The sequence below is a fragment of the Ruegeria sp. BC5 genome, assembly GCF_056539205.1.
Genome location: NZ_JBQFUN010000001.1, coordinates 935,080 through 958,040, shown reverse-complemented (window position 1 = coordinate 958,040; position 22,961 = coordinate 935,080). Strand labels below are relative to the sequence as shown.

The window sequence follows — 22,961 nt, the reverse complement described above, 5'->3', positions numbered from 1 at the left end:
TGATGAACCGGGGGCGAGGTAATGCCATTTGCGGGTTCTTTAGCTTGCCCGCATCAGCATTCCAAACAGGTCGCGCGGATCATCAGGATCGGCCAGCATGTCCAAAGGTTCAAAGAAATCAGTGTCCTTGATCGCGGACTTGATGTAGCGGAGGGTCGAGAAATCCTCGATCGCAAAGCCGACGCTGTCGAACAGAGTGATTTGACGATCATCGCTGCGCCCTTTGGCCTGGCCGGTCATGACCTGCCACATTTCGGTCACCGGATGGGTGTCGTCCAGCGCCTGAATCTCACCTTCGATACGGGTCTGCTCGGGGTATTCCACGAAGATTTCCGACCGCAACAAGATATCACGATGCAATTCGGTTTTGCCGGGACAGTCACCGCCGATGGCGTTGATGTGAACGCCGGGGCCGACCATGTTGTCAGTCAGGATCGTGGCGTATTTCTTGTCGGCGGTGCAGGTCGTGATGATGTGTGCGCCTTCGATGGCCTCTTCGGCGGTTTTGCAGGGCACAACTGTCAGACCCTTGCCTTGAAGGTTCGCGGCACATTTCGTGGTGGCATTCGGATCGGTGTCATACAAACGAACCGTATCAATCCCGCACATGGCCTTGAAAGCCAGGCACTGGAACTCTGATTGCGCGCCGTTGCCGATCATGGCCATAACCGACGAAGACTTCGGTGCCAGGTAACTGCCCACTAGTGCCGAGGTTGCGGCTGTACGCAGGGCGGTCAGCATCGTCATCTCGGTCAGCAGGGTGGGATAGCCGGTGTAGACATCAGCCAGCAGGCCAAAAGCGGTCACGGTCTGCAGCCCTTCGGAGGTGTTCTTGGGGTGACCGTTCACGTATTTGAATCCGTAGGCCTCACCATCCGATGTGGGCATCAATTCGATCACGCCATGCGGTGAGTGGGCCGGGATGCGTGGGGTTTTGTCGAAGCTCTCCCAACGCTTGAAATCGGATTCGATCTGGGCCGCGATTTGGGTGATCATCTTCTCAAGCCCGACGTGATGCACCAGACGCATCATGTTGTCGACGGATACAAAGGGCACAAGCGCCTTTTCAGATGGTTGCATTGGGGTCTCCTATCGACGGGACAGGTGGATGCCTGCAATCATACAGCGCACGGATCCACCGGCAGTTTCAATTGTGGGAACCGACAGCGGCAGCGGCGTTGCGCTGGCTTCGATTGTTGCGAGTTGATCCGGGGTCAGGGCGGCAAGCGCCCGGCTCGACAGCGCCAAAACCAGGCCATCCCGACCGCTGAGTTCGATGGCGTTGCCCGCAAATTCGGCGATCTGTTCGTGGGTCAGGTCAATGACCGTACGACCGGATTCTTCCAACCGGGCTTTTACGGTCGCGCGCCGTTCCGGATCGGTGATCATTTCCAGACAAATCAGTGCATATTCGCTGCCGATGCCCATCAGAACATTGGTGTGATAGACATCTCGCCCTTCGGCATCATGTGCTTCGAAAACAATAGGCTCATAATTGAAATGAGTGCAGAAGCGCTCCAACAAAACGGGATCGGCACGGTTGGATTTGACTGTGTAAGCGACGCGGCCAACGTGGTCCAGAACCATCGCTCCGGTGCCTTCCAGCGCCAGTTTGTCCTGCTCAAGCCCGGAATAGTCAATCACGTCCTGAACACGGTATTCCTGTTTCAGCATCTCAATGACGTCCGCGCGGCGTTCCCGCCTGCGCGACGGTACAAACATCGGATAGATCGCCACATGCCCGCCGGGATGGGTCGAGAACCAATTGTTTGGAAATACGCTGTCGGGTGTGTCGAGGTCCCCGTGATCGTCGAAGACATGAACCTTTACACCCGCATCGCGCAGCAATGCGACCGCCTGATCATGTTCATCACGCGCCTGAGCAGAGGTGGCCGCGGCCGAGCGGTTGGCCAAAGTCTGGAACGCATTGTCGTCGCGCGTCTCAGGGTTAGAAGCAAACGCGTGGGGCCGGATCATCACGACGGCAGGGGGGGCTTGCAGAGAGTGCATCAGAAGCTCCGTGTTGGGCGGTCAAAAATGCGGCGGCCCAGCAAGGAGGCGGCCAGATCGACCATCAGTTTTGCGGTACGGCCGCGTTCGTCCAGAAACGGATTCAGCTCGACCAGGTCCAAAGAGCAGACATGGCCGCTTTCGTGCAGCAACTCCATCACCAGATGCGCCTCGCGTTCGGTCGCGCCGCCGGGGACGGTGGTGCCGACGGCAGGGGCGATCGAGGGATCAAGAAAGTCGACATCCAGCGAGACATGCAGGATGCCATTCTCCGCCCGGACCCGATCAAGAAACGCGTTCAATGGGGCTTTGATTCCGTGTTCGTCAATGCTGCGCATATCGGCCAGCATGGCGTGATCTTCCTCAAGCCGTGCGCGCTCGGCAGGATCGACTGAGCGCAAGCCAATCATGCCCACGCGATCTGTTGGAACCGGTGAGGGTACGGTTGGGAAATTATCAAAACCCGCCTGGCCGGTGAAATAGGCGACAGGAGTACCGTGCAGGTTGCCGCTGCCAGTGCTGTCGGGGGTGTGAAAGTCGCTATGGGCATCCAGCCAAAGCACGAACAGAGGGCGTCCGATCTGCTGGGCATGGGCGGCCATCCCTGCAACAGTTCCCATCGACAGCGCGTGGTCGCCGCCCATAAAGATCGGCAGACCCTTGGGGGCAGTTTCCTGCGCCGCACGGCTTAGCGCGTTGGTCCAGCCGATAACCTCGGGCAGGGCGAACAGATGTGTGTCCTCAGCCACATCCGTGCTGTCCGGGTGGACATCGCCAATGTCTGAAACCTGATGACCCAGATTGGCCAAAGCCTGATCCAGACCGGCCACTCGATAGGCGTCAGGCCCCATACGGCAGCCCTGACGACGCTTGCCAGCGTCCATCGGGGCGCCGACCAATATTACGTGTTTGTTGTCCATATGTTTGTTTAGTTCCGCAGGGTGGGTTGCGAAAAGAGAGCAAAATGTTCAAAATGAAACCTCAATAAGCGAAATGAGAAATGACTATGGACGATTTGGACAGTAGGTTGCTGAATGCGCTGCACCGGGACGCGCGGGCCTCGCTGTCTGAACTGGCCGAGACGCTGGGCGTCACCCGCACCACGGTGCGCAGCCGCCTGCAGCGTCTGAAACAATCGGGTGAGATTGTGGGCTTTACCGTCCTGACCCGTTTGGATGTGGCGGAAAGCCCGGTGCGGGGCCTTATGATGCTTGAGATCGAAGGCCGCGGGACCGAACGCACGATGGCCAGAATCGCGGCCCTGCGCCAAGTGCGCGCCGTGCATACGACCAACGGCAGTTGGGATCTGATTGCCGAGATCGGCACCGAAACTTTGGCGGAACTGGACGAGGTCTTGTTTCAGATCCGGCGGATGGAGGGGATAACGCGGTCCGAGACCAATCTGTTGCTGTCCACGCGTAAAGGGCGGGTCTGATCCCTTGTAGTGCTTTGACGTTCAAGGAAATTGTGCCAATGTTGCCCTGCGTCGCCGATCCACGCACAGGATCGTTGCAGTGCCTCAGAGCCGGGGGGAACCATGACCACGCAGGAGACTGACAAAGAGCTTTGGGCCGTTCGTCTGGCCGAGCGGGTTACCGGGTTCCTTGAAAAGCCCGCGGTCAGAATTGCGGTTCCGATCCTGGTGACGTTGATTGCGCTGGTCGTACTGCACGAACTGTCCCAGCACGTGAAATGGGCCGATGTTCAGGTGGATGTGGCAAATACATCCTGGAAACTGATGTTCATCGCCCTGTGCTGGACCTGTTTCAGCTTTTTGTCCTTGTCCATGTACGACGTGCTGGCCGTGCAAAGCGTGGCGGACGGAGAGGTTCCCCTGACCGTAGCTGGCATGGCCGGAGCCAGTGGTTATGCCGTATCGAACTGCCTTGGCTTTTCCTACATTACCGGAACGGCGATCCGCTATCGCATCTACGCCTCGCTTGGGTTGGACCTAAGCCGGGTTGCCGGGGTCATCGCGACCTCTTGGATCGCGTTCTGGTCCGGGCTGGTGCTGTTGCTGGGCATACTGCTTACCCTGCATCCCGATGGTATTTCAAATGTTCTGCCGATCAGCGACACGACTGAAACCATAATCGGTCTGTGCCTGTTGGCCGCGTTGGTGGCCTTGTTCCTCTGGCTCGCGCGGGGCGGGCGCAAGTTGGCCTATGGCGGATTTGGGTTTAACCTGCCTGGCGGCAAACTGGCAGGCTTGCTAACGCTGGCCGCGATCGGGGACCTGTTTGGCGCTTCGATGGTGCTTTATACCCTGATGCCCGATGACCTTGGGGTCGGCTACCCCTATTTCTTCACGATCTTTATTGGGGCTATTGCCGTTGGGATCGTAAGTCACGCGCCGGGCGGCATTGGCGCGTTCGAGGCGACATTGATCGCAGGTTTGGGTGCCTCTGGCCGGTCTGACGTAATCGCGGCCTTGCTGCTGTATCGTCTGGTCTACACATTTCTGCCTTTTGTCATTGCCAGCGTGTCGATTGCTGTGGCCTCGGCGCTGACGCATCGCCACCATATCAGTGGCGCGGCCACGTGGGTCTATCGCGCGATCCGGCCGATTGTGCCGATGGTTGCCGCAGGCGTGACGGCGGTTGCCGGGATCATCCTGTTGGTGTCCGGGGCCTTACCGTCCAGCAGTCAAAGCCTTGGTGTTTTGCGAGATTTTCTGCCTTTGTCCTTTGTCGAAGCCTCACATCTGGCAGGCAGTGCAATAGGTGTTCTTCTGATCCTGATTTCGCGCGGTTTGTTTCGCAAACTTTATCGTGCCTGGATCGTGGCGATGTTGCTGATGGTAGCCGGTTTCGTTGCCTCGTTGACCAAGGGGTTGGATACGCACGAGGCGATCGGCATGCTGGCCTCAATCGCGGTGCTGGCCACATTCCGGGGTGCGTTTTACCGAGTCAGCGGCGCGTCGATTTTTCGGCTGAACATCCCGTGGCTGGTCAGCGTAGTGGCCCTGTTGGCGGTCATTTTCTGGATCGGGCTGTTTGCCTATTCGCATGTCGAATACCAGAACGCCCTGTGGTGGGATTTCGCGTGGAGCGGCGACGCCTCACGGTTCCTGCGTTCCAGCTTGGTGGTAGCGGTCATACTCGGTGTGGTGGCTGTGAACTCACTCTTCGGGCGGGAAATCCCTGAACCGGTACGCACAGAAATACCGCCTGCCGTCGAACGGTTGGCATTGGAAAGCGAAGATACCGAAGCGCAGATTTCACTGACCGGTGACAAGCAGTTTCTGATCGCGCCCGATGAATCCGCGTTTCTTGCTTATGCCGACACCGGCAACGCTCTAATCACCAAGGGAGAGCCGGTTGGCGATGAAAAAGCCGGTCAACAACTGATCTGGCAGCTGCGCGAAATGGCGGATCGCGAGGGCAAGCTCTGTGCGTTTTACAGCGTTTCTACCAAATATCTGCCAACCTTTCTGGATCTGGGTCTGTCCATCTTGAAAATCGGTGAGGTCGCGCGGGTGCCGCTGCAAGATTTCTCGCTGGATGGCAAATCCCGCAAACGGTTCCGCCAGGCCAAGAACCGGGCCGAGCGTGAAGGGTATGTGTTCGAGATCATCCCAAAGGAAGAACTGACCCCGGTCCTGCCGGAGCTACGCAAAATTTCTGACGACTGGCTCGAGCATAAAGCGGGTGAGGAAAAGGGATTTGCCCTAGGCGGGTTCGACGATGGCTACCTGTCCTATTTCGATTTTGCTGTGCTGCGAAATGGGGACACAGGCAAGATCGTGGCTTTTGCCAATCTGTTCCAAGGCGGCCATAAATCTGAACTGTCGCTGGATTTGATGCGCTACGAACCTGACGGCTCGAACTTCATTATGGACGCGCTGTTTGCCGAGATGATGTCATGGGGGGCAGAGCAGGGGTTCCACTGGTTCTCGCTGGGCGCGGCGCCGTTTTCGGGGATCGAGAACCGGCAACTGGCTTCGTTCTGGAACCGTGTCGGCGGGTTCGTCTATGAGCATGGCGAACAGTTTTATCACTTTGAAGGATTGCGATCCTTCAAGCAGAAGTTCGACCCGGAATGGAGCCCGAATTATCTGGCCAGCCCAGGCGGTTTTGCAGCGCCGCGCATCCTGTATGAAGTGAACATCCTGATTTCCGGCGGGCTGCGCGGATTGACCAAATAGCGATTAGTTGAGGCTTGCCCGCGTCGGGTCTTGTTGCAGTAGGTCGCCCCAATCGGTGCGGTATGCCATCTCGGCCAGCACGGTTTCAGGCAGGAATTCCTGATTTTGGCGAATCTGCCAGCCGCCGCCCAGCCCCTTGTACACGGCAACCAGATTGCTCGAGACCTGTTGCCGCGCCTCGATCAGATTGGCCTGCGACCGCAGCAACGCGGTCTGAGTGTTCAGGATGCGGGAATAATCGGCAATACCGTCGCGATATTGATCCACCGCAATCTGGGCGGCCTTGCGCGACGCTGTGACGCTGTTTTCGTAAAAGCCCACCTGCTTGCGCGATTGGGCATAGGCGACCATCGCGCTTTCCACCTCGGAATAGGCGGTTAGAACAGTGTTTTGGTAGTTGGCGATCAGCGCTTGATAAGCCGCGTCTTGCGCACGGACGTTGTTCTTGATCCGGCCGTAGTTCAGCACGTTCCAGACCACACCTGCATTGGCCAGACTGGTCGTGCTGGCTGCGGAAAACAAATCCCGCCCGCCCGAGGCTTGTAGGCCGATGGACCCAGACAGAATGAATTGCGGGTACAGATCAGCCATCGCAATGCCGACCTCGGCCGATTGCGTTGCCGCCGCCAACTCGGCCGCGCGGACATCGGGACGGCGACGCAGCAGCTCGGCCGGAACACCCACGGCTACATTCGACCGGGCTGAAGGGATGCGCCCCGAATTACCCAGCAGACTGGTCATGCGCGAGGGCGTTGCCCCCAGCAACACAGCTAGCGCATTCTTGGCCTGTTGCAGATCGCTTTCAATTTCGGGGACCAGCGCCTTGGTGTTGTTCAGCAGGGCAGTGGATTCCTGCACGTCCAGCTCGGTCGTCACACCGTTGTCAAAGCGCAATTGCGTCAGATCAGCAGACGCCTGTTGCAGCTGAATGTTCTCACGCGCGACCGCCAGAGATTCCTGCAAAGCGCGGATATTTACGTACAGGGCGGCGACATCGCCGGTCAGCGTCACCAGTGCGTCGTCGTAATTTGCCACCTGCAGCGCCAGATTGGACCGCGCCGCCTGAACGCCGCGCCTTTGCTGACCCCAGACGTCCAGCTCCCATTGCGCATCGAACCCGACCTGAGATGTCGAAAACTCGGTATCTAAGGGGATGATCCGATTTACATCCGAAATCGGCCCAAGATTGTCACTGATTTGGCGCCGCTCGATTGATCCGCCGATGGCTTGCGATTGCGGATACAGCTCGCCGAACGCAATCCCCAACTGCGCGCGAGCCTGCAGGACACGGGCACCTGCCACCTGTAGATCAAGGTTTTGGGCATAAGCCTCGGCCACCAGTTTGTTCAGGATGGGGTCGTTAAACGTCTCCCACCATTTCACCACCGGCGCGCTGCGCGAGGTTAGGCCGCTGGGTCCGGCGCTGGGGCTGTTCACCTCGATCCATTCTTTCACGACCGGAGAGTTCGGGCGCACGAAATCCGGGCCAACTGGCGTGCAGCCGACCAGCAGGGCCGCGCATAGGGCGGTGCCGATCAATCTGCGGTGAAGTCTGGCCCGGGTCATGTCATGTGTCCTCAGATATCCAGTGGTCGGATGAAGTTGGCGAAGGAATACAGGCGGATATTGATGCGGCGCAGGAATTCAAAGCTTTTGCCCTGACCGGTGTAGATGGCGACCGCCGCGTGGCCGCCGGCGGGAAATGTGTGACTGTCTGGGATGTCGACCGAGATCTGCACCGCGATGCGACCCGGCAGTTTTGGAAACTCAAAGCCGGGCAGGCGGCCTGAGGGCAGGTACTGACCTTGACGCGTAGCCCACCAGATTGCTTCGACCTTGCCGGTTAGAATCTCGCCGGGATAAAGGTCCAGCGCGACTTCTACCTCCTGACCGGGCTCGACAAATTTCAGGTTCTGCTGGCGATAGGTGGCCAGAATGTAAGGGTTGTCCTTGGTCACGAAACTGGCAATTGCACCCAGCCGGATATCGCCAACTACCAGACCGGGACGCGCCTGTTGCGAGACGATCATACCGTCTTCGGGTGCATAGATCGTCGTGTTATCAAGAAAATACTGGGCTTTTTCTAGCTGTGCCTGCGCCTGAAGGATGCCGGTATTGACCCCGTCAATCTGGGAATCCAGCGCCAGTTGAGCCTTTTCGAGATTGGCCTCGGCCTCTTTGACCTGTGCCTGATCCTCGGTGACCTGCTCATCCCAGCGATCCAGTTCGTCCTGCCTTGCGCCACCAGCGGGCACGAGGTTCTCGTACCGCGCCTGTTGGGTCAGGGCGTAAGCGAGCTGCGCATTTGCGCGCTCGATGGCCTCGGACGCCGCGATCACGTCCTGTTCCAGGATTTTGGCATTCTGCTCGGCGGCCACCAGCTGCGCGGTTGCCTCTTCAACTTCCAAAGCGAATACCGTGTCGTCAAAGCGATAGAGGGGATCGCCCTTTTTCACCTCGGTATTCGGCTCGACCAGCACCTCGGTCAGGATCGTCGGTTCAGTCAATCGCGGCACGATTTGGATGGTCGAACGCACCACGTGGCTGTCGAGCGAAAACGGTTGAAAAAAGCGCAGTGCGACAAGGAAAATCAGCAGCAGATGCGCGCCGACCCAGAATGAAACGACACCCCAGGTGATGTTGAACTTCAGTAACTTCGCTTTGAAGAAAATGAACCAGACGAAAATGATGTAGAACAGCGTAATGCCGAGGGCGACAAACATATTCTGTGACTTCCTTTGGCCTTAGCTTTTCTGCGTCTCGTCAGGGTCTAGCGGATCGCTGTATTCTTCGTTCACCGTTCCGCCCAACCGCTTGATTTCCTTGCGGATCGCATCTTTTTCGTCATCGGGTGTGCGCCGAATGTCGACTGTGACGCCATCGTGGAAGGCCCACATAAAGGCATGCACCCACGGCACAACAGCCAGAAAACCCATCCACCCCATGATCTTGACGGCTTCGGCATGGGGGTGATTGCGTTTGATCGCGATCCGCCCCGGTAACCCCATGATGAACAGGATCAGCGCCATCACAGCCGCAAGAAGCAGGATCAATGCCACGAAAGTCAGGTAGTCATAGTAGCCAAGTGGCTGCCCCAATAGTCCCATGCTCGTGCCTCCTTTTGGGCAGGTTGTCCTATCCTCAGCCGTCGGTGCCCAGTTCGTCAATCAATTTGTAGCTGGTGGGTGGGTCTGCGCAGATTCCAGGCCCGCATTCCACCAGTGTCGAGACCGCATTCAGCGCCGCCAGCCCCAGCATGATAAAGAATGCGCTTTTGGCCAGTACGCTGCCACCAAAACGCGGCTGTTGGGTGTTTTCGGCGTATTGCCGGTCAAACAGCAGCATACAGGCCGTACCCAGCAAGATCAGGAAAAAGCAGATCGCGGACCAGGTATAATAGTGCAACCCCAGAACCGGTGACCCATAGTGACCTGTGCCCGGTACGATATGCAGCAGAATCTGGCGTACGGCGACGCTGCCGCCGAACAGCGCCGCAAGCAGCATGATCGCATAGTGCTGCGGCCGCGCTCCGTACAGCAGGTTCAGGCCTAGACCAACGCCCACGGCCACCAGTCCAACCCTTTGCAACAGGCACAGAGGGCAGGGCAGTTCATCGAGTTTAAGCTGGTAGAAATAGGCCAGCACCAACACCAGACTGACAGCCAGCATACCAAGAGCGTTGAGATTGCGTGAAAGTTCCGGTGTCATCGCGGCCCCCTTACAATTGGATCGTCAGTTGGCTGGTGGCATGGAATTTCAGCCAATACACACTCAACGCCAGCGTGAAAAAGAACAGCACATTGGCCGCTGTTGTCCGATTAAAGTAATTCAGTCCCATCGTGGCTGTAAGTAACGCAAATAAAAGCGCTATCATGGCTCGGTTCTCCCCTCCCGTGCGACGATTGCAATATGGGGGAGTGTGTCAGGTGAATTTGGTTCTGGCAAGAAGTCGCGAAGGAAATTCCCGTTTAATGCGAATTACTTGGGGTCAGGCGCACAGCTTTAATTGTGTTCGCCATTCGGAACATTTCTTGGTCAGAGAATTGGGAAGGGCTTTGTCGGTATAGAACACATCGACATCGGACAATGAGGCAATTCGGGCGGGGGCTGAACGTTGGAATTTGGAGTGATCGGCCACCACGCAGGTTCGGCGGGCTTGGGCAATGATGGTCTGACTGACCCGGACTTCTTGAAAGTCAAAATCCATCAGATCACCTTCGGCATCCAACGCCGAACATCCGATGATGGCATAGTCGAACTTGAACTGTTCGATGGTAGCAATCGTCAGGTTGCCGACCAGTCCCCCATCCGAACGGCGCAGCACACCGCCCGCCACAACAATCTGACAGTTTGGGTTGTCGACCAGAATATTGGCGACGTTCATGTTATTGGTCACCACCATCAAGTCTTTGTGGTTCAGTAATTGCCGGGCAACAGCCTCGGTCGAGGTGCCGATGTTCAGGAACACAGATGCGCCATCGGGAATATCCTGCGCGCAAAGTTGCGCGATGCTCGTCTTGGCGTCTGCGTGAAGCGCCCGGCGATCCTCATACCCGATATTCGACACCCCCGAACGAAGGACAGCACCACCATGCACGCGGTCCAGTTTGCCCATGTCAGCAAGTTCCGAAAGATCGCGGCGGATGGTCTGAACCGTCACATCAAACCGCAGCGCCAGGTCTTCGACCATCACGCGGCCATCTTGTTTAGCGATGTTCAGAATGTCTGACTGGCGAAAGGAAAGGGACACGGTTGGCTCCAATTATGATGTGTTCGTTTTTGTTCTGTTTCCGTTGAATTGCAATAATGTGCTGGGCGAATGCACAAAAAAGCAAGTATTTTGTGGCAAAACGAACAAAAACGAAAACAAACATTGACGAAGCGCGGGCCTGTACGGTTAATGAGCGCGCGTTTTCGGCAAACGGGAATCATCCAGATATGGAACAGTCAGACGACCAGATCTCAGACCTTTTTATCATTGGCGGCGGCATCAATGGATGCGGCATCGCACGCGATGCAGCGGGGCGCGGGCTGTCGGTGACTCTGGCCGAGATGAACGATCTGGCCTCGGCAACCTCGTCGGCGTCGACCAAACTGTTTCACGGCGGATTGCGGTACCTGGAGTTCTTTGAATTCCGCCTTGTCCGCGAGGCCCTGATCGAACGTGAAACCTTGCTGCAGGCGATGCCGCATATCAGCTGGCCGATGCGATTTGTGCTGCCGTACCACGCAGACATGCGGTTCGATTCCGAAACGCCGACCTCGCGCCTGTTAAGCACCGTGATGCCTTGGATGAAGGGTCGTCGTCCGGCCTGGCTGATCCGGTTGGGGTTGTTCATGTACGACCATCTGGGTGGGCGTAAAATTCTACCGGGCACGGCGTCTCTGAACCTGAAAACAGCACCCGAAGGGCGACCGCTGCAGGACAAGTTTGAGACCGCCTATGAGTATTCCGATTGCTGGGTCGAGGATTCGCGCCTTGTCGTTCTCAACGCCCGCGATGCCGCGGCACGCGGTGCTAATATTATGGTTCGCACCGAGGTTCTGGCGGCGAAGCGCGTAGACGACCTATGGGAGGTGACGGTTCGGGACCGCGACAGTGACGAGACACGCGTGATCAAGGCTAGAATGCTGATCAATGCTGGTGGTCCCTGGGTTGGGGATATCATTCAATCGAAAATCCACGTGAATTCGCGCGAGGGCGTCCGGTTGGTGCGGGGCAGTCATATCGTGACCCGCAGGCTGTTTGACCACGACAAGTGTTACTTTTTTCAGGGCGAGGATGGGCGCATCATTTTCGCCATCCCGTACGAGCGTGATTTCACCTTGATCGGCACGACAGATCAGGATCATCCGAATCCATCTGAATCTCCGGTGTGTACCGAGGCGGAACAGGAATATCTGTGCGCGTTTGCGACCAAATATTTCAAGACGCCAGTGACGCGAGATGAAATCGTCTGGACATACTCAGGTGTCCGCCCGCTGTACGATGACGGTGCCAGTAGCGCCACCGCCGCGACTCGGGACTATACGTTGAAAGTGGACGCGCAAGGCGGGGCACCGGTGCTGAATGTCTTCGGCGGCAAGATCACAACCTACCGACGTCTGGCCGAGAGTGCGTTGGAGAAAGCAGCCGAGCATTTCCCGGACTTACCCGGTCCCTGGACGGCTGGTGTGGCTTTGCCTGGCGGAGATTTCCCTGTCGACGGGGTGCAAAATCTGGTGGCTGGGTTGGAAGCTGACTTTGGCTTTTTGGAGCGCGCCTGGGCCGAGCGTCTTGTGAGCGCCTACGGCACCGAGGCCAGGATCATTCTAGGGGATGCGAAATCCGCCCAAGACTTGGGAGAGGACTTTGGTGCCACACTGACTGCGCGCGAGTTGGAATGGCTGATGGATAAAGAATATGCCCGCACGGCCGAGGATGTCGTCTGGCGTCGAAACAAGCTGGGCTTGCGTCTGAGCGTTGAGCAGATCGCCCGGATACAGGATTGGATGGACCATCGCAGCGCTCAGGCTGCTGCCTAAGAAAAAGCCCCGCCGATTTGGCGGGGCTTTTATTATTACGCTGTTTCTTCCGAGGGACCGGGGTCGTTCTTGGTGCCCTTGATCCATTCCCTGAGACTCTGCATCAGGGCATAGAGAACCGGCACCAGAATGACACCAACCAGCGTGGCTGCCAGCATCCCGCCAAAGACGGCAACACCGATCGCTTTCTGGCTGGCCGCACCCGCACCACTCGCTGCTAGCAGCGGTACAACGCCCAGCAGGAAGGACAGGGCGGTCATCATCACCGCGCGAAAACGCTGATAGGCTGCCTCGGCGGCGGCATCCCGGATCGAAAGGCCATTTGCCCGTTGCTCCATCGCGAACTCAACGATCAGAATGCCGTTTTTCGATGCCAACCCCACAAGCATGATCATCCCGATCTGTGTGTAGAGGTTGATATCACTGCCCACGATGGCCACGGCGGCCACCGCCCCGAACAGGGCCACAATCACCGACAGCAGAATCGACACCGGCATCGACCAGCTTTCGTATTGCCCCACAAGGAACAGATAGCCAAACAAGATCGCCAGCCCCAGGATCACAATCACCAGACTGCCCGAGGCCAACTGCTGTTGCGCTGTACCAGTCCATTCGAACGCGTATCCCGGGGGCAGGGCGGTTGCCGATTCCTCGGTCATCACGTTTATCGCATCACCAGTGGATAGACCCGGCGCAGGCACAGCTGTAACGGTCGCCGACCGGAACAGGTTGTGCCGTTTAAGCAGCACTGGTCCCAGCACGTTTTCCACGTCGATCAGCGTGCCCAGTGGCACCATCTCACCTTGTTCCGAGCGGACATAGAGGTTCGAGATATCTTCGACATTGTCGCGATAGCTGCCATCGGCCTGGATCATCACGCGATACACCCGTCCGAACAGGTTGAAGTCGTTGACGTAGTACGACCCCAACTGCGCCTGCATGGTCTGGAACACTTCGGCCACGGACACTTGCAGTGTTTTGGCTTTTTCGCGATCTAGATCGACGAACAACTGCGGCACGTTTGCGCGGAAGGTCGTATAGGACTGCCCGATTTCGGGCCGCTGGTTCGCCGCGTATACGAACGACCCCACGGCTGAGGCCAGATCCTGCGGTGTTCCGCCCCCGGTTTGTTGCACCTCCATCTCGACACCGGCCGAATTGCCAAGGCCCTGAATAGGCGGCGGGTTAAAGGCCACGATCGAGGCGGCGGATTCCCCATACGCAATCGCCAGAACCTTTTGCAGAATAGCATCTGCACTCAGGTCATCGTCCTGACGATCATCCCAGTTTTCGAGGTTCACAAAGATCGCCGCGCCATTTGTGGTGGTGCCATTCAGGATCGAAAATCCGTTGATCAGAACGGTACTTGAAACGCCAGGAATCTGCTGAATCTGATCATCCACACGGGCCGAGACGACCTCGGTCCGTTCCAGCGTTGCCGCGTCTGGCAGCTGAATGTCGACGAACAGGTAACCGTTATCCTCAAGCGGCAGGAAGCCGCTGGATGTGTTGGACATGATGGTCCCGGTGCCCATCGCCAGCGCAACGATAACGCCCAGACCGACGACCGGTAGGATCAACAGTTTGCGCACGATGGCGACATAGCCGTTGCGAATTGTGCCGATGAAGCGTTCAAACACGGCCAGCAACCCCTTGGGTGGCCCCGATCGCGCCTTCAGAACAAGGCCGCACAAGGCTGGCGACAGGGTCAGCGCGTTGATCGAGGAAATCACAACGGCGGTTGAGATGGTCACCGCGAACTGTGAATACAGCCGCCCCGAGATACCGGGCATGAAAGTCACCGGTACGAACACGGCCAGCAGAACCAGCGTGGTAGCAATAACCGGGCCGGTGATCTGTCCCATGGCCTTTCGGGTTGCTTCGGCCGGGGGCAAGCCTTCGTCCGCGATGATCCGTTCGACGTTTTCAACCACAACAATCGCGTCATCCACCACGATGCCGATGGCCAGAACCAACGCAAACAGCGAGATCGTGTTCAGTGACATTCCGAACAGCAGCAAAAACGCGAACGTACCGATCAGAGAGACCGGGATCGCAACAGCCGGGATGATCGTCGCCCGCCAACTGCCCAGAAAGACAAACACAACCGAGATTACCAACGTGAACGTCAAGATCAGGGTCGTCACCACGTCGTTCAGTGATTGCTCGACAAAGTCGGTGGTGTTGAATGGAACGTCATATTCCACATCGTTAGGGAAGCTGCGAGACAGCCGCTGCAATTCGGCCTCGACACGTTCAGAAACCGCCAGCGCGTTTGCGCCAGGGGCCTGATATATGCCAATGACGGTGGCCGGAACGCTATCGAAATAGCCAGACGCCGCATAGTATTCTGCACCCAGTTCCACCCGTGCGATATCTTTGACCCGCACGATAGATCCTGCATCGCCGGTGCGGATGACAATTTCGCCGAATTCCTCGGCCGAAGTCAGGCGGCCCTTGGTCTTGATCGTATACTGAAATGTCTGCCCCTCGGGCACTGGTGGGGCACCGATCGAACCTGCCGATACTTCGACGTTCTGCTCGCGGATGGCGTTGATCACGTCGCCCGGAGTAATGGACAACGCGGCCATTTGATCCGGGTCCATCCAGATCCGCATGGCGTATTCCAGATTGGTCAGAACGTCCGCCTTACCAACGCCCTGAACGCGCGCCAGTGCGTCTTTCAGGTTGATCGAGGCATAATTCGACAGAAACACGCTGTCATACGTTCCCTCGGGCGAGGTCAGCGTCACCAGCAGCAGCATGTTGGTGGACGCCTTCTGCGTCACCACACCCGAAGATGTCACTTCGGCCGGTAGCGAGGACATCGCTTGTGCTACGCGGTTTTGCACGTTCACCGAGGCGATATCGGGATCGGTGCCGACCTCGAAGGTGACATTCAATGAATACGACCCGTTGTCGGCCGAGGTAGATGTCATGTAGATCATGTCATCCACACCGTTCACCTGCGCCTCGATGGGCGCGGCAACAGTGTTTTCAACGGTCTCGGCGTTGGCACCGGTATAGGTGGTGGTCACGCTGACCACGGGTGGCGTGATGTCCGGGAACTGGGCCACTGGCAGAACCAGATAGCCGATGGCGCCCATGATGGTCAGGACAAGCGAAATAACAAGCGCCAGCTTGGGCCGGCTGATGAACAGGGCTGAGAACATCTGTTACTCTCCCGGCTGCTCAGATGCCACGACGGCATCGACGGCAACCCCGGGACGAACCCTTTGCAGGCCCTCGACAATGACGCTTTCGCCTTCGCGCAGGCCGTCTTTGACGATCACAGCCGTTCCTTCATTGTCGCCGGTGGTGATATAACGCTGTTCGACCATTTGCTGGTCATTGACGACCAGAACGAATTCACCCCTTTGATCACGTTGCAGTGCGGCCTGTGGCACCAGAACCTCAAGAGTAGGTTGCAGGGCCTCGATCCGCACGTTCAGAAATGCACCGTCCACGATCAACCGGTCGGCGTTCGAGAATTCGGCACGCATCGTAATGGCACCGGTCAGAGGGTCGATCCGGTTGTCGACAAACACGATTTTGCCCGTTTCATCCAGTTCTGAGCCGTTTGGCAGATCTATATGAACATTCGGGCTTTTGTCGCTTTCGCTTAGGGATGCGGGGTTCTCACCCACGGTTTCAAGAACCGAGGTAAACTGCTTTTCATTCAGTGAAAAATTCACATAGATCGGCGCCTCGCTGACGATATTGACCAGCGGCGGGTTGTTCGGACCGACCACGTCACCGACGCTGATTGCAACCCGACCAATGCGCCCGTCAAACGGGGCGTGGATTTTGGTGTAGCTCAGATCAAGTTCGGCCTGCTGGATCGCGGCTTTGGCAGCTTTGACTTGTGCTTCGGCCACCAGTTCATTCGCGCGGGCGATATCGCGTTCGGATTCAGGGGTGGCGTCTCGTTCGTACAGCTCTTGTTTGCGGGCCAGCTCGACCTTGGCGAGTTCCAGATTGGCCTCGGCCTTGTCCAGGTCGGCGTTGCGTGCCTCTACCGTCGCCTCATAGAGGTCGGGTTCAATGGTGAACAGCAAATCGCCCTGTTTCACCAGCGCGCCGTCTTCGACATTCTGACTTTCCAGAAACCCGCTGACGCGCGCCACGATGTCGGCCTTGTTCAGGGCCTCGGCGCGGCCGATAAAGCTGGCCTCTTCGGTGATTTCCTCAGTATACGCAGCCGCGATCGAAACTTTGGGCGGCGGGGCGTCGCTTTGGTCTTGTGCTGTGGCTGTGTGTGCCATGCCCAGATAAACCAAGACAGCAAAGGCCTGGACCGGTCCGCTGTGACGGATATTCAAGTTCTTCAATGCAAGGGACATGGCAGGCGCCTCGTTCATTATAAGGATTTTGCGCCCGGGCAGGTTGGTCGCCCCGGCGAGTCGACTGAATTCAGGTCAGGATGACCGTTTTGGGATTATATCTCAAGCTTCTTGAATACGACGAACGGGCGGAGACTTGCGGGAATTTTCTCGTCAACAGGCCGACTTAGGCCGATTTGCCTGTGGTCGCATGGCTGGCTTCAGTTGAGACAACCGAAAACGGGGACCGTTTGGCCCCCGTTTCCAAATTCAGATGTTGCATCGGATCATTCGCGCGTGCCGGCGAACCGGTTTTCCCAATCTTCGCGCTGTTCGTCAGTGATTTTGGCGAACAGCACGTCTGGTACCGTAAAGGCATGCCCAGCGGGCAGTGCGTTCAGCGCAGCCGCGATATCGTCGGGCCAGCTGGTGTCCAGAGTATTCATCGCGCTCAGCATCCGGGCCGAGGTTTCGGGGATGAAAGGGGCGCTGAGAACGGCATACAGGCGGATCAGGTTCAAGCCCAGACGTACCTGAGCTGCGGCCTGTTCCGGATCTTCTTTGAAGGTTGACCAAGGGGCAGCGGCCTGTAGATATTCGTTGCCCGCGACCCAAATCGCCCGCAATTCCTGCGCGGATTTGCGAACCTCCATCGCCTCCATATGTCCTTCATAGGCCCGAACGCGTTTTGTGAGATCGTCAATCAGGGTCTTTTCACGTTCACCAAAACTACCGCCCTCTGGCACGGCCTCAGAGAATTTAGACCGGCAGAATTTGGTGATCCGGCTGACAAAGTTGCCCAGTACATCCGCAAGGTCTTTGTTCACAGATTGCTGGAAGTTCTCCCACGTGAACTCGCTGTCGCTGCTTTCGGGCGCATGGCTCAGCAGCCACCAGCGCCAGTAATCAGCGGGCAGAATCTCAAGCGCCTGATCCATGAAGACGCCGCGGCCCTGAGAGGTCGAGAACTGGCCGCCGTCATAGTTCAGGTAGTTGAACGATTTCAGGTGGTCGACCATCTTCCACGGCTCACCCGAACCCAGAATGGTGGCCGGGAAGGACAGCGTATGGAAGGGCACGTTGTCCTTGCCCATGAACTGCACATAGCGCACGTCATCCGCGCCCTTGTCGGTGCGCCACCAGCGCTGCCAATCGGCGTCGGCTTTGCCGTTTGCGTCGGCCCATTCCTTGGCGCAGGCGATGTATTCGATGGGCGCGTCGAACCAGACATAGAAGACTTTACCCTCCATCCCCGGCCAGTCCTGATCACCTTTCTTGACCGGTACGCCCCAATCCAGATCACGGGTGATGCCGCGATCTTGCAGACCGTCGCCATCGTGTAGCCATTTCTTGGCGATGGAGGTCGTCAGGATCGGCCAGTCGGTCTTGCTGTCAATCCAGGCGTCCAGTTGATCCTTCATGGCCGACTGACGCAGATACAGGTGCTTGGTTTCGCGCACCTCCAAATCGGTAGAACCGCTGATCGCACTGCGCGGCTCAATCAGGTCGGTCGGGTCCAGCTGCTTGGTGCAGTTTTCACACTGGTCGCCGCGCGCGCGCTCATAGCCGCAATTGGGGCAGGTGCCCTCGATATAACGGTCGGGCAGAAAGCGGCCATCGGCATTGGAATAAACCTGCTTTTCCGTGACTTCGCGGATCAGTCCGGCGTCATCCAGCTTACCTGCAAAATGCTGGGTCAGCTTCTTGTTCTGATCGCTGGACGAACGGCCAAAGTGATCGAAGCTCAGACCAAAGCGGTTGGCGATGTCGGCCTGAACGCCGTACATCTCGGCGCAATATTCGGCCACTGGTTTACCCGCCTTGGCGGCGGCCAGTTCGGCGGGGGTGCCGTGTTCATCCGTGGCGCACAGGAACATGACCTCATTTCCCCGGCCACGCTGATAACGCGCGTACAGATCGGCAGGCAATTGCGAGCCGATCAGATTGCCGAGGTGCTTGATCCCGTTGATGTAAGGGATCGCCGAGGTGATGAGAATCCGAGCCATTTTGCGTTTCCACGTATCTATCTGCGCGCCCGTCTACCTTATGTAACCGGCCAGCAAAACCCCGGGTTTCGCGCAGGGGCGATTTAAAACAACAACAACCCCGAAAATCCATCTGGCAGAGGAATGCGATTGCATCCGGCTGGTGGTCCACAATACCCCTAGGTTGAATAATGGAATCACGGCTACTTGAATTTGTGTTATCGCTACCTATCTAATGTATACAAAAGTATACACAAAATGAGGGCAGTCTACTGATGTTCGACTTTCTGCTTGAGGGTGCGTTTGTGCCCTTTACTCTGGCGCTTGCGCTTCTGTTCGGTCTTCTTGGGCTGGAACTGATCGCATTGGTTCTGGGCGGAAGTCTTATGGCAGGCGAGGCCGAGGTTGATCTGGATGTGGTTGACGGTCCCGATCTGGACATTGGTGATTTTGACCTGGATGTCGACGCAGATGTTGATCTGGGCGAATTCGAATTGGCCGAGGTTGAGGCGGACGCACCGGGCGCAGCCCCTTCGGGTCCGTTGGCGTGGCTTGGGATCGGCAAGGTGCCATTCATGATATGGCTGGCGGTTTTGCTGGCTGGATTCGGCCTGTCGGGAATTGGCCTGCAATTGGCGCTGCGCGATCTGCTGGGCTTTGACCTGCCAAGCTGGATGGCGGCACTTCCGGCCGGTGCCTTTGCCCTGTGGTTTGCGCGCGGCTTTGGTGGTGTCTTTGCCCGCTTGTTGCCGAAAACCGAGACCGAGGCAATGTCGGAACGCATGCTTGCACGCCGTCGTGGCTTGATCACGCAAGGAACGGCCTCGCGCGGGCGTCCGGCTGAGGTCCGCGTCACCGACCGTTTTGGAAACTCTCACTACCTTCGCGCGGAACCGCTGCAGGACAAGGATGCGCTGAAACAAGGCACCGAAGTGCTGGTTTTGCGTGACCGACGGCGTGACCGGTTCGTTCTGGTCGGCTTGTCAGACTAACAAAATTCAAACCCCAACCTGGAGGATTTAGCATGGAACTACCATTCCTGGCCGTCACAGTTGTGACCTTATTAGCAGTCGTTTTGTTCATCGGCCTTGTTCTTGGCCGTCTGTATCGCCGCGCGACCCGAGAGGTCAGTCTGGTGAAAACCGGGGCAGGTGGCAAGAAAGTCATCATGGATGGCGGCGTCATCATCGTACCGCTGCTGCACGAGGTCAGCCCGGTCAACATGAAGACCTTGCGCCTTGAAGTGCAGCGCAGCGGCGAGGCTGCTCTGATCACCAAGGACCGGATGCGTGTGGACGTTGGCGTGGAATTCTACGTCTCGGTCATGGCCACCGAAGAAGGTATTTCGCGCGCGGCTCAAACACTTGGTGGTCGCACTTTTGACGTCGAGCAACTGCGCGAGATGATCGAAGGTAAGCTGATCGACGGTCTGCGTGCTGTGGCCGCTCAAATGACCATGGACGGGCTGCACGAAAACCGCGCCGACTTTGTGCAAGAGGTGCAGAATGCGGTGTCTGAGGACTTGTTGAAAAACGGTCTGTCTTTGGAATCCGTCTCGCTGACCGCGCTGGACCAGACGCCGTTTGAGGCCTTGGACGAGAACAACGCGTTTAACGCGGTAGGTATGCGCAAACTGGCCGAGGTTATCGCCGTGTCCAAGAAAGAACGCGCGCAGATCGACGCTGAAGCTGAGGTTGAGGTCCGTCGTGCCGCGATGGAAGCGGAACGTCAGAAGCTGCTGATCGAGCAGGATGAAGCGCAGGCGCGGATCGAGCAGACGCAGAAGGTGGAAACCTTGCGCGTGGCACAAGAGGCTGAAATTGCGGCGCGAACCGAAGATTCGGTGCGTGAAACCGAACGCGCCCGGATTGCCCGTGAGGAAGCCATTCGTGCCGCCGAGATCGAGCGTGAGCGCAATATCCGTGATGCCGAAATTGCGAAAGAGCGGGAACTGGAAGTGGCTGAGCAAGAACGCCAGATCATCATCGCGCAGAAATCCGAAGAGGAAAGCCGCGCGCGTGCCTCTGCTGACTTGGCCCGTGCCGAGGCGACCAAGGCGACCGAAGCCGTGGCAACTGCTCGCGAGGTGGCCGAGGCCGAGCGTCAGAAGCAGATCGTACTGATCGAAGCCACGCGTGAAGCCGAACGTCAGGCCACCGCTATCCGTTTGGCCGCACAGGCCGAGAAAGAGGCCGCCGCCGACCGCGCCGAAGCCCGCCGCGAAGAAGCGCAGGCCGAAGCGGACGCGCTGAATATCCGCGCCGAGGCCAAGAAGAACGACATGCTGGCAGAAGCGGAAGGTAAGCGCGCGATTGTTGAGGCAGACAATGCCCTGTCGCCCGAACAGATCCGCATGAAGGTTGATCTGACCCGAATCGAAACCATGCCGTCGATCATCTCGGAAATGGTGAAGCCGGCTGAAAAGATCGACTCGATCAAGATCCATCAGGTCGGCGGCATCGGCGCTGCCAATGGAGGCGGGGTTGCAGATGGCGACAAGCCGGTGGTCAATCAGGCGCTGGATTCGATCATGGGTATGGCGGTGCAGATGCCCGCGCTCAAGAAGCTGGGTGAAGAACTTGGTTTGTCGATGGAGCAAGGCGTCGGTGGCGTTGTGAACGGCGCGCTGGAGCAGTCGGTTGAACCCGCCAAAGTGGCCGAGGTGGTGGAAGACGAAACACCGCCGACACAGCAATAACGGAATAAGGGGCCGGGATTTCCCGGCCCTTTAATCTTCGCGCGACTTTTTCAACAACCGCCCGATGGTGAACGAAGTGCGTGGGGCGTAAACATAGTTGGTCCGCTCGTCCGGTGTTGGGCGGGACCGCATCCGGGCCAGGCCAAACACGATCAAAACCAGATGCCCGGCTGCCACAAAGGCAAACAGGGCACTTGGACCGAATTGCTGGATCAGGGTGGACGAAATGTAGGGCGAAGCAATAGCCCCCAGCGCGTACCAGAACATCAAAGCGGCTGATAATTCGACCCGTTCCTCGGTGGTAGCAAAGTCATTTGCGTGCGCCGATGACACCGAGAAGATCGGGAAAGTTGTCAGGCCAAAAATGGCAGCGGCCAGCATGACGCCCAAGGTGCCGGTTCCGCTGGCGGCCATTGTTACGCCACAGCTAAGCACGGCAGCACCGGACAACCAGATCAGTACCCAGCGCCGGTCGAATTTGTCGGCCAACCATCCCAGCGGATATTGCGCCAGCGCCCCACCCAGAACAAATGAGGCCAGGAAGAACGCGATCTGATCCACGCCTAGTCCGACCTCTTGCCCATAAACCGGACCGACCATTCGGAACGAGGCTGAGCTGAGCGCCGCAACAATCACACCTGCCACAGCAAGGGGCGAACTGCGCCAGGCCAGTTTGGGCCGCAAGCGGGGGGCGTTAGGTGTGATCGGCTGACTGGCGCGGGTCAGGGTCAGCGGCAGCAGGGCGGCACAGCACAAAATCGCCAACAGGTTATAAGACACGTATGAGGCGGGCGGCAGCACGGCGATGATCAACTGTGCCCCCAGTGACGCCCCCATATCCACGAACCGATAGGTCCCCATTGCCCGGCCACGGGTTTCGTTGGTGACCTTGGCATTCAGCCAGGCCTCGATCACGGTATAGCAGCCCGCCACACAGGTGCCCGAAGCGATCCGCAATGCGGCCCATAGATAGGGGTTGTCGGTCAGGGTATGCCCGATCAACCCCATTGCACCCAAAGCCGTGCAGACCGCGAAGGCGCGAGAGTGGCCGACATTCCCCATCAGTCTCGGGGCCCACCAGCAACCAATGAAAAAGCCTAGGAAATGGGACGAGCCCAGCAGACCGATCTGCTCGGTCGTGAATTCCAGTGTAATGCCCGAGATGGCGTCCAGCGGCCCGACGCCACCTGTGGAAAGTTGCAGCAGAATGACTGAAAGAAAGAGGGCGGCAAAAGAAATGATCGTACGCATGATGGGGGCACCTTGGCGAATTT

Annotated in this window: 18 protein-coding genes; 5 read left to right on the top strand and 13 right to left on the bottom strand. The window is 57.9% G+C overall.

Going from position 1 to position 22,961, the window contains the following annotated elements:
* Positions 1–39 precede the first annotated feature (39 nt).
* Genes ACR0LY_RS04805 through rocF form a run of 3 tightly spaced genes read right to left on the bottom strand, consistent with a single transcriptional unit; the run spans position 40 to position 2,930 of the window.
* Complete coding sequence (locus ACR0LY_RS04805; RefSeq protein ID WP_170348429.1) at positions 40–1,080, bottom strand: ornithine cyclodeaminase; 1,041 nt, start codon at positions 1,078–1,080, stop codon at positions 40–42.
* Between the two features lie 9 nt (positions 1,081–1,089).
* Positions 1,090–2,010, bottom strand: coding sequence for a citrulline utilization hydrolase CtlX (gene ctlX, locus ACR0LY_RS04800; protein ID WP_170348430.1), 921 nt, complete (start codon positions 2,008–2,010; stop codon positions 1,090–1,092).
* Complete coding sequence (rocF, locus tag ACR0LY_RS04795; protein ID WP_170348431.1) at positions 2,010–2,930, bottom strand: arginase; 921 nt, start codon at positions 2,928–2,930, stop codon at positions 2,010–2,012. Before rocF ends, ctlX begins: the two co-directional genes overlap by 1 nt.
* An 86-nt stretch (positions 2,931–3,016) precedes the next feature.
* Here rocF and ACR0LY_RS04790 point away from each other — a divergent pair, with 86 nt between their 5' ends.
* Both ACR0LY_RS04790 and mprF read left to right on the top strand, forming a co-directional pair.
* The gene (locus ACR0LY_RS04790; RefSeq protein WP_058280995.1) at positions 3,017–3,445 is read left to right on the top strand and encodes an Lrp/AsnC family transcriptional regulator; all 429 of its coding nucleotides are present in this window, start codon (positions 3,017–3,019) and stop codon (positions 3,443–3,445) included.
* A gap of 102 nt (positions 3,446–3,547) precedes the next feature.
* The gene (gene mprF, locus ACR0LY_RS04785) at positions 3,548–6,157 is read left to right on the top strand and encodes a bifunctional lysylphosphatidylglycerol flippase/synthetase MprF (protein WP_170348432.1); all 2,610 of its coding nucleotides are present in this window, start codon (positions 3,548–3,550) and stop codon (positions 6,155–6,157) included.
* A 3-nt stretch (positions 6,158–6,160) separates the two neighbouring features.
* Here the strand turns inward: mprF and ACR0LY_RS04780 are convergent, their stop codons facing one another.
* The 6 genes from ACR0LY_RS04780 to ACR0LY_RS04755 form a co-directional block, all read right to left on the bottom strand.
* Positions 6,161–7,723, bottom strand: coding sequence for an efflux transporter outer membrane subunit (locus ACR0LY_RS04780; RefSeq protein WP_170348433.1), 1,563 nt, complete (start codon positions 7,721–7,723; stop codon positions 6,161–6,163).
* Between the two features lie 11 nt (positions 7,724–7,734).
* Positions 7,735–8,880, bottom strand: coding sequence for an HlyD family secretion protein (locus ACR0LY_RS04775; RefSeq protein WP_170348434.1), 1,146 nt, complete (start codon positions 8,878–8,880; stop codon positions 7,735–7,737).
* A gap of 21 nt (positions 8,881–8,901) precedes the next feature.
* On the bottom strand, positions 8,902–9,264 hold the full coding sequence (locus ACR0LY_RS04770) for a DUF3302 domain-containing protein (RefSeq protein WP_170348435.1): 363 nt from the start codon (positions 9,262–9,264) through the stop codon (positions 8,902–8,904).
* A 34-nt stretch (positions 9,265–9,298) separates the two neighbouring features.
* Positions 9,299–9,865: a disulfide bond formation protein B gene (locus tag ACR0LY_RS04765; RefSeq protein ID WP_170348436.1), complete on the bottom strand. Its 567-nt coding sequence runs from the start codon at positions 9,863–9,865 to the stop codon at positions 9,299–9,301.
* A 10-nt stretch (positions 9,866–9,875) separates the two neighbouring features.
* Positions 9,876–10,031: a DUF5993 family protein gene (locus ACR0LY_RS04760; protein WP_170331252.1), complete on the bottom strand. Its 156-nt coding sequence runs from the start codon at positions 10,029–10,031 to the stop codon at positions 9,876–9,878.
* Between the two features lie 114 nt (positions 10,032–10,145).
* Positions 10,146–10,907 (bottom strand): DeoR/GlpR family DNA-binding transcription regulator, encoded by a 762-nt coding sequence (locus ACR0LY_RS04755; protein ID WP_170348437.1) that lies wholly within the window; start codon positions 10,905–10,907, stop codon positions 10,146–10,148.
* Positions 10,908–11,095: 188 nt separating this feature from the next.
* Between ACR0LY_RS04755 and glpD the strand changes: the two genes are divergently transcribed.
* The gene (gene glpD, locus ACR0LY_RS04750) at positions 11,096–12,682 is read left to right on the top strand and encodes a glycerol-3-phosphate dehydrogenase (protein WP_170348438.1); all 1,587 of its coding nucleotides are present in this window, start codon (positions 11,096–11,098) and stop codon (positions 12,680–12,682) included.
* Positions 12,683–12,717: 35 nt separating this feature from the next.
* On the opposite strand, the gene ACR0LY_RS04745 is transcribed toward glpD, so the two are convergent.
* The 3 genes from ACR0LY_RS04745 to metG all read right to left on the bottom strand — a co-directional run bounded on the left by ACR0LY_RS04745 (position 12,718) and on the right by metG (position 19,010).
* On the bottom strand, positions 12,718–15,855 hold the full coding sequence (locus ACR0LY_RS04745) for an efflux RND transporter permease subunit (protein WP_170348439.1): 3,138 nt from the start codon (positions 15,853–15,855) through the stop codon (positions 12,718–12,720).
* A 3-nt stretch (positions 15,856–15,858) separates the two neighbouring features.
* Entirely contained in the window at positions 15,859–17,025 is a 1,167-nt protein-coding gene (locus tag ACR0LY_RS04740; RefSeq protein ID WP_170348440.1) for an efflux RND transporter periplasmic adaptor subunit, read from the bottom strand.
* A 266-nt stretch (positions 17,026–17,291) separates the two neighbouring features.
* Positions 17,292–19,010 (bottom strand): methionine--tRNA ligase, encoded by a 1,719-nt coding sequence (metG, locus tag ACR0LY_RS04735; RefSeq protein WP_170348441.1) that lies wholly within the window; start codon positions 19,008–19,010, stop codon positions 17,292–17,294.
* Positions 19,011–19,264: 254 nt separating this feature from the next.
* Between metG and ACR0LY_RS04730 the strand changes: the two genes are divergently transcribed.
* Both ACR0LY_RS04730 and ACR0LY_RS04725 read left to right on the top strand, forming a co-directional pair.
* Positions 19,265–19,981: an OB-fold-containig protein gene (locus tag ACR0LY_RS04730; protein ID WP_170348442.1), complete on the top strand. Its 717-nt coding sequence runs from the start codon at positions 19,265–19,267 to the stop codon at positions 19,979–19,981.
* A gap of 32 nt (positions 19,982–20,013) precedes the next feature.
* Positions 20,014–21,687 (top strand): flotillin family protein, encoded by a 1,674-nt coding sequence (locus ACR0LY_RS04725; RefSeq protein ID WP_170348443.1) that lies wholly within the window; start codon positions 20,014–20,016, stop codon positions 21,685–21,687.
* Positions 21,688–21,717: 30 nt separating this feature from the next.
* Here the strand turns inward: ACR0LY_RS04725 and ACR0LY_RS04720 are convergent, their stop codons facing one another.
* Positions 21,718–22,938, bottom strand: a complete 1,221-nt coding sequence (locus ACR0LY_RS04720; protein ID WP_170348444.1) for an MFS transporter — start codon at positions 22,936–22,938, stop codon at positions 21,718–21,720.
* Positions 22,939–22,961 lie beyond the last annotated feature (23 nt).